The organism is Microbacterium sp. 67-17, assembly GCF_001898325.1.
In the GTDB taxonomy this organism is placed as follows: Bacteria; Actinomycetota; Actinomycetes; order Actinomycetales; family Microbacteriaceae; genus Microbacterium; species Microbacterium schleiferi.
The window spans coordinates 1-13,593 of record NZ_MKTR01000006.1; the positions used below are offsets into that span (position 1 = coordinate 1).

At 66.5% G+C, this 13,593-nt stretch carries 16 protein-coding genes; 8 read left to right on the forward strand and 8 right to left on the reverse strand.

Annotation, left to right across the window (positions count from 1 at the left end; genetic code table 11):
- Positions 1-36: 36 nt before the first annotated feature.
- The 5 genes from BGO47_RS01865 to BGO47_RS01885 all read right to left on the reverse strand — a co-directional run bounded on the left by BGO47_RS01865 (position 37) and on the right by BGO47_RS01885 (position 4,818).
- On the reverse strand, positions 37-297 hold the full coding sequence (locus BGO47_RS01865; protein ID WP_292707946.1) for a hypothetical protein: 261 nt from the start codon (positions 295-297) through the stop codon (positions 37-39).
- A gap of 2 nt (positions 298-299) precedes the next feature.
- Positions 300-1,445 (reverse strand): ABC transporter ATP-binding protein, encoded by a 1,146-nt coding sequence (locus BGO47_RS01870; RefSeq protein WP_292707949.1) that lies wholly within the window; start codon positions 1,443-1,445, stop codon positions 300-302.
- Between the two features lie 6 nt (positions 1,446-1,451).
- Positions 1,452-2,693 (reverse strand): spermidine/putrescine ABC transporter substrate-binding protein, encoded by a 1,242-nt coding sequence (locus BGO47_RS01875; RefSeq protein ID WP_292707952.1) that lies wholly within the window; start codon positions 2,691-2,693, stop codon positions 1,452-1,454.
- 204 nt (positions 2,694-2,897) lie between these two features.
- The gene (locus tag BGO47_RS01880) at positions 2,898-4,286 is read right to left on the reverse strand and encodes an aspartate aminotransferase family protein (RefSeq protein ID WP_292707955.1); all 1,389 of its coding nucleotides are present in this window, start codon (positions 4,284-4,286) and stop codon (positions 2,898-2,900) included.
- A 58-nt stretch (positions 4,287-4,344) separates the two neighbouring features.
- Positions 4,345-4,818 carry an Lrp/AsnC family transcriptional regulator gene (locus BGO47_RS01885; protein ID WP_292707958.1) on the reverse strand — a complete coding sequence of 158 codons (474 nt, stop codon included), beginning with the start codon at positions 4,816-4,818 and terminating at the stop codon, positions 4,345-4,347.
- Between the two features lie 168 nt (positions 4,819-4,986).
- Between BGO47_RS01885 and BGO47_RS01890 the strand changes: the two genes are divergently transcribed.
- Positions 4,987-5,547, forward strand: coding sequence for a TetR/AcrR family transcriptional regulator (locus tag BGO47_RS01890; protein ID WP_292707960.1), 561 nt, complete (start codon positions 4,987-4,989; stop codon positions 5,545-5,547).
- A 1-nt stretch (position 5,548) separates the two neighbouring features.
- On the opposite strand, the gene BGO47_RS01895 is transcribed toward BGO47_RS01890, so the two are convergent.
- Positions 5,549-6,607 carry an SDR family NAD(P)-dependent oxidoreductase gene (locus BGO47_RS01895; protein WP_292707962.1) on the reverse strand — a complete coding sequence of 353 codons (1,059 nt, stop codon included), beginning with the start codon at positions 6,605-6,607 and terminating at the stop codon, positions 5,549-5,551.
- 187 nt (positions 6,608-6,794) lie between these two features.
- Between BGO47_RS01895 and BGO47_RS01900 the strand changes: the two genes are divergently transcribed.
- The 7 genes from BGO47_RS01900 to BGO47_RS01930 all read left to right on the forward strand — a co-directional run bounded on the left by BGO47_RS01900 (position 6,795) and on the right by BGO47_RS01930 (position 12,437).
- Entirely contained in the window at positions 6,795-7,823 is a 1,029-nt protein-coding gene (locus BGO47_RS01900; RefSeq protein WP_292707965.1) for an iron-siderophore ABC transporter substrate-binding protein, read from the forward strand.
- Entirely contained in the window at positions 7,820-8,866 is a 1,047-nt protein-coding gene (locus BGO47_RS01905; RefSeq protein WP_292707968.1) for an iron ABC transporter permease, read from the forward strand. The genes BGO47_RS01900 and BGO47_RS01905 overlap by 4 nt, the downstream gene beginning before the upstream one ends.
- Positions 8,863-9,933, forward strand: coding sequence for an iron chelate uptake ABC transporter family permease subunit (locus tag BGO47_RS01910; protein ID WP_292707971.1), 1,071 nt, complete (start codon positions 8,863-8,865; stop codon positions 9,931-9,933). Before BGO47_RS01905 ends, BGO47_RS01910 begins: the two co-directional genes overlap by 4 nt.
- Before the next feature lie 86 nt (positions 9,934-10,019).
- On the forward strand, positions 10,020-10,829 hold the full coding sequence (locus BGO47_RS01915) for an ABC transporter ATP-binding protein (RefSeq protein ID WP_292708338.1): 810 nt from the start codon (positions 10,020-10,022) through the stop codon (positions 10,827-10,829).
- A complete protein-coding gene (locus BGO47_RS01920) occupies positions 10,816-11,760 on the forward strand; it encodes a siderophore-interacting protein (RefSeq protein ID WP_292707974.1) in 945 nt (314 codons plus the stop codon). Before BGO47_RS01915 ends, BGO47_RS01920 begins: the two co-directional genes overlap by 14 nt.
- A gap of 57 nt (positions 11,761-11,817) precedes the next feature.
- Positions 11,818-12,036, forward strand: a complete 219-nt coding sequence (locus BGO47_RS01925) for a type II toxin-antitoxin system VapB family antitoxin (RefSeq protein ID WP_292707977.1) — start codon at positions 11,818-11,820, stop codon at positions 12,034-12,036.
- Positions 12,033-12,437, forward strand: a complete 405-nt coding sequence (locus BGO47_RS01930) for a PIN domain-containing protein (RefSeq protein ID WP_292707980.1) — start codon at positions 12,033-12,035, stop codon at positions 12,435-12,437. The genes BGO47_RS01925 and BGO47_RS01930 overlap by 4 nt, the downstream gene beginning before the upstream one ends.
- Positions 12,438-12,481: 44 nt before the next feature.
- On the opposite strand, the gene BGO47_RS01935 is transcribed toward BGO47_RS01930, so the two are convergent.
- On the reverse strand, positions 12,482-12,967 hold the full coding sequence (locus BGO47_RS01935; protein WP_292707983.1) for a glutathione peroxidase: 486 nt from the start codon (positions 12,965-12,967) through the stop codon (positions 12,482-12,484).
- 23 nt (positions 12,968-12,990) lie between these two features.
- Entirely contained in the window at positions 12,991-13,449 is a 459-nt protein-coding gene (locus BGO47_RS01940) for a MarR family transcriptional regulator (protein ID WP_292707986.1), read from the reverse strand.
- Between the last annotated feature and the right edge of the window lie 144 nt (positions 13,450-13,593).

Genomic DNA, 13,593 nt, shown 5'->3' on the forward strand with positions numbered 1-13,593 from the left:
CCCTCGAACAACTCGCACTCGCCTACCCCGACCGCATCACCCCCTACCTCTAACCACCAACACCAACCCGCTTACACAGAAGACTTGACAAGCCCAGTTGAACGCGTAGTAGAACGCGCCGTACTGGGACGTGTCGTTGACGCCGAACGAGGTGATGAGCAGCGAGACGAACGGGACGAGGAAGAACAGCGCGAGGTAGGCGAGTCCCGGCAGCAACAGCGCGAACGCCACCCAGCTGGCGCGTCGCTGCGGCGAGGCCTTCTTGGTATCGGCGACAGCCAGCGCCGACATCGCCATGGCTAGGAATCCTCGCTGTCGGCGATGGCTTCGGCAGCACCTGCCTGGGCGTCGGCATCCAGCCCGAACGTGTGCTCGGGTCGCCAGCGCACCCAGACTTCGCTTCCCACCGAGAAGACCGAGCCGAACACCATGTTCTGCTCGAACACGCCGACGGGTCCGATACCCGGCATCTCGACGGTGTACTGCGTGCTCACACCGGTGAACGAGAGGTCGGTGATGCGTCCAGGCCCGAGGATGTTGTCGTCGGTCGTGGGTGCTTCGGCAGCCAGCATCAGCTTCTCGGGCCGAACGCCAACGGTGATCTGGCCGGATGTCGCGACGGCGCGCTCGATCGGCATCCGCAGTGTGCCCCCTGCCGCAGTGCGCGCGACGAGGGTGCCACCTGCCGCTGATTCGACCGTCGCGGCAATCAGGTTCGACTGCCCGAGGAAGCTCGCGACGAACCCGGTGCGGGGGAGTTCGTACAGTTCCTGCGGCGGGCCCATCTGCTCGATGCGTCCGTGGTTCATGACGGCCACGGTGTCGGCCATCGTCATGGCCTCTTCCTGGTCGTGGGTGACGTGCAGGAAGGTGATCCCGACCTCGTCCTGAATCGTCTTCAGTTCGGACTGCATCTGGCGACGCAGCTTCAGGTCGAGGGCGCCGAGGGGCTCGTCCAGCAGCAGCAGTGCCGGCCGGTTGACGACCGCTCGCGCGAGCGCGACACGCTGCTGCTGACCACCCGACAGCTGCGAAGGCTTACGCCCCGCGACATGATCGAGTTCGACGAGCTTGAGCGCGTCGAGGGCGCGGCTTGAGGCATCCGTCACCTTGCGTCGGCGAAGACCGAACTCGACGTTCTCTTGCACCGTCATGTGCGGGAAGAGCGCGTAGCTCTGGAAGACCGTGTTCACGGGACGCTTGTGCGGCGGCACGGATGTCACGTCCTTGCCGCCGATCGAAATCGATCCCGCGGTGGGTCGCTCGAGGCCCGCGACGATGCGCAGGGTCGTCGTCTTGCCGCAGCCCGATGGGCCGAGCAGGGCGAAGAACGAGCCCGCCGGAATCACCAGGTCCAGATCGTGCAGAGCGGTGAAGCCGGGGAAGGTCTTACGGATGCCGCGGAGCTCGAGGTCGGCACCGGCCTCGGGTGTCGTAGCGCTCATGCGGGATCAGGCGCCGAGTCCGACGGCTTCGAACTCTGCGTTGTACTTCTCCTGCTCCTGGTTGCTGAGCGCCCGGAAGATGTACGCATTCGCGAGCGTCGCCTCGTCGGGGAAGATGAGCTGGTTATCGACCATCTCGGGGTCGATGTCGGCCATCGCTTCCTGTGCTCCGACGACGGGGGTGATGTAGTTCACCCAGGCGGCGACCTCGGCGGCGACCTCGGGCTGGTAGTAGTAGTCGATCAACGTCTCGACGTTGGTCTTCTGCTGCGAGCCGATCGGGATCATGAAGTTGTCGCTCCAGAGCGTCCCGCCCGAGTCGGGGAGGGCGAACCCGAACTTGTCGTAGCCGACCTCCGCGTTGATCGCGGTGATGTCTCCCGACCACACGATCGCGGCGAGTGTGTCTTCGTTGATGAGGTCGTCGGCGTACGAGTTGCCCTTGATGTTGCGGATCTGGCCGTCCGAGACCTGCTTCGCGAAGACGTCGATCGCGTTCTGGAACTCGGTGTCGCCCCACGAGTCGGAGGTGATATCCACGCCCTGGCTGAGCATGATGAGGCCAATCGTGTCGCGCATCTCGCTGAGCACGCCGACGCGACCCTTCAGGTCGGGGTTCCACAGGTCGTCAATGGATGCCAGGCCGTTGGGGAGCTTCTCGGTGTTCCACGCGAGACCCGCAAATCCTGACTGCCACGGCACGGAGTTGGCGCGGCCCGGGTCGAAGCTCGGGTTCATCAGGCTCGGGTTGAGGTTCGCGTAGACGTTGCCCATGTTGGCCTTGTCAAAGGCCTGCGTATAGCCGGAGGCGATCCAGATGTTTGCCATCCAGTCGGTGAGGCACACGGTGTCGGCGCCGATGCCCTGGCCGAGCGCGAGCTGGTCGCGCACCTTCGCGAAGTAGGTGTTGTTGTCGTCGATCGCGACGTCGTAATTGACGGTGATGCCGGTCTGGTCCTCGAACGCCTGCAGCGTCGGGTGGTTGCCCTCGTCATCCTCGTCGAGGTAGAACGACCAGTTCGCCCACGTCAGAGTCTTCACGCTCGACGAGAGGTCTTCGGGGGCAGTCAGCGCTGAGCCGCCCGTGGAGTCCGAACCGCCGACGCGACCGGTGCAAGCCGCGAGGAATCCCATGAGCGATAGAGCGCCGGCGCCGGCGAGCACGCCGCGTCGGGAGATCTGCGCTGCGCGGGCCTGCGAGATCAGCGCTCGGATCATCGGATCGGAGGGGAGTGGACGGTCGGGCATAGTCGGTCACCTCAATCAGCTGAATGCGTGCTGTGCACGGATTGTCAGCGATCGTGCCATGACCTCACCCGAGGCGGCAAGCGTTTTCCGCAGCCCGAAACAAACTTGATACAGGAATCTGTCGTTTCAAGTAATCTGCGCGACGGTTTCACGCACGAAAGCTGCGGATTCCGACGTGGCCGGAATCCGCAGCTTTCGAATCCGCTACAGCAGGCTTGCGGCGCGCGTGAGAACGTCGCGCAGGATCTGCTCGAGCTCGTCGAACTCCGAAGGTCCGATCGTGAGCGGCGGTGCGAGCTGGATGACGGGGTCGCCGCGGTCATCGGCGCGGCAGTACAGGCCCGCGTCATAGAGAGCGCCGGAGAGGAATCCGCGCAGGAGCCGCTCAGACTCGTCGTCGTTGAACGTCTCGCGCGTCGCCTTGTCTTTCACGAGCTCGATCCCGAAGAAGTAGCCGTCACCGCGCACGTCGCCGACGATCGGCAGGTCTAGCAGCTTCTCGAGGGATGCCCGGAACAGCGGCGAGTTCTCGCGGACGCGCTCGTTCAGGCCCTCCTCGTCGAAGATCGCGAGGTTCTCCAGTGCGACCGCTGCCGAGACCGGGTGTCCACCGAAGGTGTAGCCGTGCAGGAACGAGGTGTGACCGTGGCGGAACGGCTCGTAGATCCGGTCCGAGATCACGGTGGCTCCCAGCGGTGAGTAGCCGCTCGTGAGTCCCTTGGCGGAGGTGATGATGTCGGGCACGTAGTCGTATGCGTTGCAGGCGAAGGTGTGGCCAATGCGGCCGTACGCGCAGATGACCTCATCCGAGACCAGCAGCACGTCGTGACGGTCGCAGATCTCGCGGACGCGCTGGAAGTAGCCGGGGGGAGGGGGGAAGCATCCGCCCGAGTTCTGCACCGGCTCGAGGAAGACGGCAGCAACCGTCTCGGGGCCTTCGAACAGGATCATCTCTTCGATGCGGTCCGCAGCCCAGCGCCCGAAAGCCTCCAGGCGATCGCCCTCGCCGTCCCAGACGAATCCCGCCTCTTCGGCGCGGTACGCGTTGGTGTTCGGCACCCGGAAAGCGCCGGGCACGAGAGGCTCGAACGGAGCCTTCATGACCGGGATGCCAGTGATTGCCAGGGCTCCCTGGGGGGTGCCGTGGTAGGCGATCGACCGTGAGATGACCTTGTGCTTGAGGGGCTGGCCCTGCAGCTTCCAGAATTGCTTGGCGAGCTTGAAGGCGGTCTCGACCGCTTCGCCGCCACCGGTGGTGAAGAACACCCGGTTCAGGTCTCCCGGCGCCTCGTCGGCGAGGCGGTCGGCCAGTTCGATCGCCGACGGGTGTGCGTACGACCACAGCGGGAAGAACGCGAGTTCCTCAGCCTGCTTCGCGGCGGCCTGGGCGAGGCGCTTGCGACCGTGGCCGGCGTTGACCACGAACAGACCGGACAGTCCGTCGAAGTAGCGCTTGCCGCGGTCATCCCAGATGTGGTGGCCTTCGCCGCGCACGATGATGGGCACCCCGGAGCTGTCCAGCACCGACTGGCGGGTGAAGTGCATCCACAGGTGGTCTTGGGCCTTCTTCTGCAGATCGGCGGGGGAGTTCATGGAATGTCCTTTCGGGGCGTAGTCACGATGTCTGTGGGTGTGATCACGGTGCTGTGATTCATGACTGGGTGCCCCAGTCGTAAAGCTGTTTCACCAGGCGGAGGTAGACGAAGGACTCGGTGGCGACGACGCCGTCGATCGCGCGGACGCGCTTGTTGAGCAGATCGATGAGTTCGTCATCCGAGGCGCAGACGACCTCGGCGAGCACATCGAAGCTGCCCGCGGTGAGCACCACGTAGGTGACTTCGGGAAGGGCCGAGACCTCGGCGGCGATCCGCGTCGAGTCTCCCGAGGTGCGGATGCCGACCATCGCCTGCCTGGCGAAGCCGAGCTGCAGGGGATCGGTGACCGCGACGATTTGCATGACTCCCGCGTCGACGAGCCGCTGCACGCGGTTGCGCACGGCAGTCTCCGAGAGCCCGACCGCCTTGCCGATGTCGGCGTAGGAGCGCCGACCGTCGGCTTGCAGGTGCTCGACGATCGCGCGCGAGATGTCATCGAGCTGAGGAACCCGGGGAGTGCGATCTGCCACGCGACGATCATCGCAGAGGAACCGACGGAAGACAACTGAAAGCGTCGAGCATCGCGGTCATATGTGCGGAATCCGCAGATGCGACGGGCCTTCGGGGAGGAAATCAGAACCGTGGGGCCCGCAGTCGGGCATCCTGCTGGCGAGAGAGCGACGTGCGACCATGGGGGAATGAGCCTGCCCGAACACGCGCCAGCCTCGAAGCGGGCGATCTGGGAGGCTGCGCGGCGTCTCTTCGCCGAGAACGGCTACGCGCGAACGTCCGTACGTGAGATCGCTAGCGAGGCTGCGGTCGACCCGGCTCTGGTCATCCGTCACTTCGGTTCGAAAGAAGAGCTCTTCATGGAGACCATGGAGGTGCAGGTCGCGGCGGCGGCCTTCGAGGGTCCGCTCGAGACGCTCGGTGAGCGGTTCATCGCGTTCATCCTCGACGACGACGCCGACATCCGCGGCATCTACCTGGCGCTCATGCGCGCCAGCGACTCCGGGGGTATCTGGACGCACCTGCGCGCCGCGCACGAAGAGGGCTTCGTGCGGCCGTTTCGCACGCGAATCGCGGCATCGCCGGCGCACGCGGCCGATGCCGACACCCGCGCGCGGATGGCTGCCTCCGTGGTCGGCGGCCTGCTCTACAGCCTCTGGATCGTGCGCGATGAGGGTCTCGCGCATGTGGAGCGCGAGACCCTCATCCGTCGCTACGGCGCGCTGCTACAGGCAGCGATCACTGGCTGATTCAGATCGCAGACCAACCGCCGTCGGAGGGCAAGATGACGCCCGTCACGTTGGTCGCATCATCGCTCAGTAGCCAGGTGATGGATGCCGCGAGCTGCGCGGCCTCGGCGATCGGCGGCAGGATCGTCATCGCGAGCCCGACCCGCTCCTGGCCGAGTTCGGAGGCGAACGAGGCCTCGATTCCGGTGGCAACGGGCCCGGGAGCGACAGCGTTCACGCGAATATTCTTCCCCGCGTACATAAACGATGTGCTCTTCGTGAGGCCCACGACGGCGTGCTTCGACGTCGTGTAGGCGAGGCCCGCAGCCGAGCCCCGAAGCCCTGCCTCGGAGGCGACATTCACGATCGATCCGCCACCGGCCTCGAGCATGAGGGGGAGAACTGCCCGAGTGAGTCGGAACGTTCCTTCCACGTTCACCGCCATGACCCGCGACCAGACCGCGTCGCTCACTTCATGCAGTGGCGTCATGTCGTCCATGATCCCGGCGACGTTCGCGAGCCCGTCGACGCGTCCGCCGGCTGCCGCGACGACCTTCGCGATCGCGTCTTCCGACGTGATGTCGCCGGCAACCGCGACAGCGCCGGGCATCTCGGCAACAGCCGCATCGAGCCGCTCCTGCGAGATGTCGACAGCGACGACCTTCCCACCCTCGGCGGCGACGCGCGCAGCCACGGCGCGTCCGATTCCCGAACCGGCGCCGGTCACGATGACCGTCTTGCCATCGAATCTGCCGGGCGTGATGCGCTCCACCCAGGGGGCAGCCATCGGGGGAGCGGGGAGCTCGTCCTCGTCATCCTCGTCATCGTCGTCCGTCACGGGCGCAGCGGCGAGGGCGTTCGGATCGTTGGCGCGACGAACCATGTCGTCGATCATTTCCTGCGGCATCCGTCCGCCGCTCATTGAGGCAACGCGTTCGAGCGAGAAGAGTTTGACGGGGGCCAGTGCCGATTCGGTCTGACCTCCCTGCGCGAGCAGATCGCGCAGGATTGGGCCGCCGACGGGATGCTTCAACCACGCGCCGATCGATGATTTTGCGCTGAGCGCCTTGTCTTTGGCCATGTCTCCTCCTTGAGTCGATCGCGGTTTCGGGACCGCGTGATCCCAGTCTAGAGAAGGAGTCAACAAAGTTGACAGGGTGTGCTGAAAGAACCTTCAGATTGAGGGATGGTTCGGCCGCAAGGTAGGTTAGGCAAGGCTTACCAATTCGAAAGTGAGCCTCCCACAGCAACCCACGAAAGGAGCGCTCGTGCGCGCCTCCCGTCTCATCGCCGTCGGCATCGCCGTGGCCCTGACCGGTTCCCTTGCCGCCTGTTCGTCATCGACGGATGCCGTCACGACCGAATCCGAGTCCGACAGTGGCTTTCCCGTCACGATCGAGCACGCGTACGGCGAGACCGTCATCGAAGCGAAGCCCGAGCGGGTCGCGACCGTCGCCTGGTCGAACCACGAGGTGCCGCTTGCCCTGGGCGTCGTGCCTGTGGGCATGAGCAAGGCCACCTGGGGTGACGACGATGGCGACGGTGTGCTGCCGTGGGTCGAAGACAAGCTCGAGGAGCTCGGCGCCGAGACGCCCGTCCTGTTCTATGAGACCGACGGCATCGACTTCGAGGCCGTGGCAGACACGCAGCCCGACGTCATCCTTGCCGCCTACTCGGGGCTCACGCAGGAGGACTACGACACCCTGTCGAAGATCGCCCCGGTCGTCGCGTACCCCGAGGTCGCGTGGGGCACCTCTTATGAGGACATGATCCGCATGAACTCCGCCGCATTGGGTCTCTCGGCCGAGGGCGATGAGCTCATCGACGAACTGCACGAGACGGTCTCGGCTTCGCTCGAGAACTACCCCGAGCTCGACGGCGCACGCATCCTCTTCAGCTACATCGACCCCGCCGATTTCAGCCAGATCGGTTTCTACACCAGCCACGACACGCGCCCCGGCTTCCTCGAGAGCATCGGCTTCCCCGTTCCCGAGATCGTCGCCGACGAGTCGGCTGCCACCGAGGAGTTCTACACCTCGGTCAGCGCCGAAGAGGCGGATCGCTTCGCGGACGTCGACGTCTTCGTCACCTACGGTGACCCCGGCAGCGACATCGTGGAGCAGCTGCGGGCAGACCCGCTGCTCTCGCAGATCCCGGCGATTGCCAACGGCTCGATCGTCGTGCTCGAGAACAACACGCCGCTGGCGGCATCCGCGAACCCGTCGCCGCTGTCGATCGGGTGGGGCATCGACGACTACTTCGCCCTGCTCGCGTCCGGAGTTTCTGCACAGCAGTGACCACCCTCCACGCGCCCGCACCGGTACCGGCCGTCGCCTCGTTGCGACGATCGGTATCGGTGCGCGTCGCGTGGCTGATCGCGGGGATCGCTCTCCTCGTGGTGCTCGCCGTGGCATCCGTCGCCTTCGGGGTCGCTGACGTCGGCCCCGCCGATCTCGTCGCCGGTCTTTCGGGTAACGCCACGTCGATCGAGTCTGCGGCGGTCATCAAACGGATGCCGCGCACCGTACTCGCGATTCTCGTCGGCGCCTCTCTCGCCCTGGCGGGGGCGAGCATGCAGGCCGTCACCCGCAATCCGCTGGCCGACCCCGGCATCTTCGGCGTCATGAGCGGCGCTGCGCTGGCCGTCGTCGCCGGGATCGCGTTCTTGGGCATCATGGACCCCTACGGGCAGATGGGCCTCGCGATCCTGGGAGCTGCCGCGGCGGCGATCTTCGTCTACGCCGTCGGCTCGCTCGGACGCGGGGGAGCGACACCGCTCAAGCTCGCACTTGCCGGGGCCGCGACCTCGGCCGCCCTCGCATCGCTCGTCAGCGCCATCCTGCTGCCGCGCATCGACGTCATGGCGACGTTCCGGTTCTGGCAGATCGGCGGCGTCGGCGGGGCCGAATGGGATCGCATCGCCGTCGTCGCCCCCGTGCTCCTGATCGGTGCACTCATCGTGCTTGCCACGGCGCGCGGCCTGAACTCCCTCGCCCTCGGCGATGACCTCGCTGCGGGGCTCGGTGAGCACGTGTCACGCACTCGGCTGATCTCGTCGGCCGGCGCCGTCATCCTCTGCGGTGCAGCAACCGCGATCGCCGGCCCGATCGCGTTCGTCGGCCTCGTCATCCCGCACCTCGTGCGGCTGCTCGTCGGGCCCGACCACCGCTGGCTGCTGCCGCTGTCGGCAATCGGCGGGGCCGTGCTGCTGCTTGCCGCCGACATCGTCGGGCGCCTGGTCGCCAAACCCGAAGAGATCGAAGTCGGCATCGTGACCGCGCTTATCGGAGCGCCGGTGTTCATCTGGATCGTTCGTCGCCAGAAGGTGCGCGAGCTATGACCGCCGTCCTCGTCCCTACGACCACCCCGGCTGCGGTCTCGACGACTGCCGCCGCGATCGCTCGTGGGCGCCGCATCCGTCGCCGCCGCTGGACCGTGACCACCGCCATCCTCGCCGTGATCGTCTTGGCCGTCGTCGCCATCAGCACGATGGTCGGCCACACCTTCTATACGCCGGTCGAGGTTCTGCGCGTCATCTTCGGCGAGAGCGTGCCCGGGGCATCCTTCACCGTCGGCGAGCTGCGCCTGCCGCGTGCCGTGCTCGCCCTGTTCTCGGGCTTCGCGTTCGGGATGGCGGGTGTGACGTTCCAGACGATGCTGCGGAATCCGCTCGCATCCCCCGATGTCATCGGCATCAGCGCCGGCGCGAGCCTTGCCGCCGTCACTGGCATCATCGTCTTCTCGCTGAGCGACGTCGCCGTGTCGGCCGTCGCCCTCGTCGGCGCCATCGTCACAGCCGGTGCGATCTACCTGCTTTCCAGCCGCAGCGGGTTCGCCGGCGCCCGCCTCATCCTCATCGGCATCGGCGTCGCCGCGATGATCCAGAGCCTCATCGCATACCTGCTGTCGGGGGCCGCCGAATGGGACCTGCAGGCGGCGATGCAGTGGCTCTCGGGGAGCCTGAACAACGCATCCTGGGAACGGCTCGTGCCGCTCGCGATCGTGATGCTGCTCGTCGTGCCGGTGATGCTCGCGCGCAGCGGCGATCTCGACATCCTGCGCCTGGGTGATGACTCGGCCGCAGCGCTCGGCGTGCGCGTCTCGCCCACTCGCGTGCTGTTCATCCTCGGCGCCGTCATCTTGCTGGCCTTTGCCACCGCGGCAACTGGCCCCATCGCGTTCGTCGCCTTCATGGCGGGGCCGATCGCCGCGCGGCTGCTCGGCCCCGGACCCTCGCTCCTGCTGCCGGCGGGCCTTGTCGGGGCACTACTGGTGCTGGTTGCTGATCTTGTCGGCCAGTGGGCTTTCGAGTCGCGCTATCCCGTCGGGGTCATCACCGGCATCCTCGGCGCGCCCTACCTCGTTTATCTGTTGGTGCGTACGCACCGGTCGGGAGGATCCCTGTGAACCCGCCTCTTACAGCGACGCTTCGCGAGCCGGATGCCGCGCCCGCCGCCCCGGCCGCCGTGGCGGCATCGCGCGATCCGGCACCGGTGCCGGGTTCGGTCGGTCACCGGCTCGCCGCCGAGGGCCTCGCGCTCGCGTACGGCGACCGCGTCGTCGTCAGCGACCTCGACCTGCAGATCCGCACCGGCGCCATCACAACGATCGTCGGGGCCAACGGATGCGGTAAGTCGACGCTGCTGCGAGCGTTCGCGCGTCTGCTCCCGCCGCAGGCCGGGCGGGTCGTGCTCGATGGGCGCGAGATCCACCGAACGCCGACGAAGCAGATCGCGTGCGAGATCGGCCTGTTGCCGCAGAACCCCATCGCGCCCGAGGGCATCGCCGTTGCCGATCTCGTGGGTCGGGGGCGGCATCCGCACCAGCGCATGCTCGCCCGCTGGAGTGCCAAGGACTATCAGGTCGTGGCGGAGTCGCTCGAGGCCACTGACATCGCAGACCTTGCCGACCGCTCGGTCGACGAGCTTTCAGGCGGGCAGCGTCAGCGCGTGTGGATCGCGATGGCGCTCGCGCAAGAGACCGGCATCCTGCTGCTGGATGAGCCGACGACCTTCCTCGACGTCGCGCACCAGATCGAGGTGCTCGACCTGCTCACCGACCTGAACCGCAGCCGCGGCACAACGATCGTCATGGTGCTGCACGATCTGAACCTCGCGGCGCGCTATGCCGATGAGCTCGTCGCCATGAAGGACGGCCAGGTTCACGCGTGTGGGGCGCCCGACGCGGTCGTCACCGAAGACCTTGTTCGCGACGTGTTCGGGATGGACAGCAGAGTCATTCCCGATCCCGTCTCGGGTTCGCCCGTCGTTCTGCCCATGGGGAGGCACCATGTCCGCCGCTGAATCCACCGTTCTCGAGGCGTCGCCGTTCGTTGTGGCGCGGGCTGTCGTGCGCTCTGTCGAACTGCTCTCGCCGAGCTTCGCGCGCATCACCTTCGGCGGTGCGGACCTCGACAACTTCGGTGACCCCGACCGCATTCTCGACCAGCGCATCAAGCTGATCTTCCCGCCGAGCTCGGGCCGGCTTCCCGACCTTGAGCACCCGGATGGTGACTGGTGGGCGGCGTTCCTCGCCGTTCCCGAGCAGGAGCGCGGCTCGATGCGCACCTACTCGATTCGGGAGCTGCGCGTCGAGGACGGCGGAACCTCTGTCGTCATCGACTTCGTGCTGCACCTCGAGCCCGGATTCACCGGTCCCGCGTCGGCGTGGGCGAGTGAGGCATCCGTGGGCGATGAACTGCTGATCATCGGTCCGCGCCGGGGTCGCCCGAACGGTGGCGGCATCGAGTATGCGCCCGGCGAGGCGCGGGAGATTCTGCTCGCGGGCGATGAGACCGCAGCGCCGGCGATTGCCCGCATCCTCGAAGACATCGATCGCGACGCTGTCGGTCTCGCGGTCATCGAGGTGCCGCACGCCGAGGATGCGCTCGCGATCGATGCGCCCGCGGGCGTCGAGGTGCGCTGGGTCGCGCGGGAGGGCGCGGCGAACGGGTCGCAGCTCATCCCGACCGTGCTCGGTCATCTGGGTGCGACGGCGACCGTGACGGTCACGGATGACGGCACCGAAGAACTCCTGTGGGAGACCCCGGTCTTCTCAGGCTCGGGTGAGGAACTGGATGACGCGGTCGAGGCGATCGATCGCTACTTCTGGATCGCGGGGGAGAGCTCGGTCGTCACGACCCTGCGCCGCCACCTCGTGAAGGACCTCGGCATCCATCGCGCGCAGGTCGCGTTCATGGGCTATTGGCGCCGCGGCGTTGCCATGCGCGGCTGAGGTCCGCCGCGGGTAGGGAGTCTATATACTGCTCTATACAAATCGGGGGAGGGGTCCATGGCCGTCACGTCAATCGATATCGACCCGGATGAGCTGCGCCAGGCGAAGGAGCTCGCTGGCACGACCTCCAATCGCGAAACGGTAGATCTCGCGCTGCGCACTCTTATCGCCGTTCGTCGCCAGCCTGCCGCTGTCGAGCGAATCATTGCCCGCACCTTCGAACCCGACCAAATCGATGCTCCGACGATCCCGCCGGCGGCGATTGCTGGCCAGTGACGACGTACCTCGTCGACAACAGCATCTGGCAGAGAGCCTCAACGAGTGAGGCGATCGCGACCAGACTCCGAGAGCTGTCGCCCGCGCACCTGCTCATCACCTGCCCGCCTCAGGTTCTCGAGTACTGCCATTCGGCACGGAATCCGCAGGAGTACCAGGAACTCCGCGCAGACATGGCGCAACTTCTGCCTGCCTGGGAGCATCCCGACGAGCGCCAGGCGCTCGACATCCAGCAGGCGCTCTGGGATTCCGGGCTCGTGCGCGCGGCGGCGGCGTTCGATTGCCTCATCGCGGCCTACGCGGTCGTCAATGACGCTGTCATCCTGAACTCTGACCACGACTTCGGGTACATCGAGGTCGCGACCCGGGGCGTGGTCAGGCAGGAGTACGTGGAGGCTTGAAGGACGTCCGTCCAACCACCGGGTGGGGGCAGATCCGGTCGTGATCAGGCGGGGAGTGCCGCTTCGATCGCCTCGATGACCTCGGGAGCGTCGGGCAGGGTGCGGGGGCTGAACCGCCACACGCGTCCGTCGGGGCTGATGACGAACTTCTCGAAGTTCCAGCTGATCTTGCCCGCCTTGCCGTCAGCGCCGGCGACGGTGGTCAGCTCCTGGTACAGCGGGTGAGCGTTCTTGCCGTTGACCTTGACCTTCTCAGACATCGGGAAGGTGACCCCCCAGGTGGCGGAGCAGTACTCGGCGATCTTCTCTTCCGTGCTCAGCTCCTGCAGGAACTGGTTGCTCGGGAACCCGATCACCGTGAACCCACGCTCGCCGTAGGTCTTCTGCAACTGCTCGAGCTGCTCGTACTGGGGCGCCAGCCCGCAGCGGGAGGCGACGTTGACCACGAGAGCCGCCTTGCCCTCGGTGAGCGCGCCGAACGTGGTCTGCTCACCGCGGATCGTGGTGACGGGGATGGTGCTGAGGTCCATGGGCGGGGTCCTTTCGGGAGGGGTTAGGCGGAGCGAAGCGAGGGGCGATCGGCGCTGGTGAGGTTCTCGCGCAGATCGTGAAGCGAGCTGATGAGGCTGTGCGCAGCATCCGGGTCCATCTTCATCGCGTCGGCGACGCACCCCGCGACGCGGTGCAGGGACGCTTGCAGATTCGCGGATGCCTCGGTCGCAGTCACCATCACGGTGCGCCGATCGCCGGCCGGGCGGGAACGGATGACGAGCCCCGCGGCTTCGAGGCGATTGACGAGTCCCGTGATCGTGCTGGCGTCGAGGTGCAGTTCTGCAGCGATGCGCCCCGGAGTGGCCGATTCGTCACGCCACAGGATGCCGAGCACGAGCAGTTGCTGATAGGTCACGCCCCACGGCGCGAGCAGATCGCGGTAGAGCTGCACGGTGGCCTGCGCGGCGGAGTACACCGCGAAGCACACGGAATCCTCGAGGGTCACGGAGCCTTGGGTCACACGAGAAGCTTTGCATGCAAGTTATTGGGGTGCAAGGTTGTTGACTGCGAAATGAGACGTTGCGCTTCTTGGATACGACAGCTCGAACCTCAGTGACTCGCCCGCTCCTGGCTCGGTGGCGTCGTATTCGTTATCCAGTTCTGG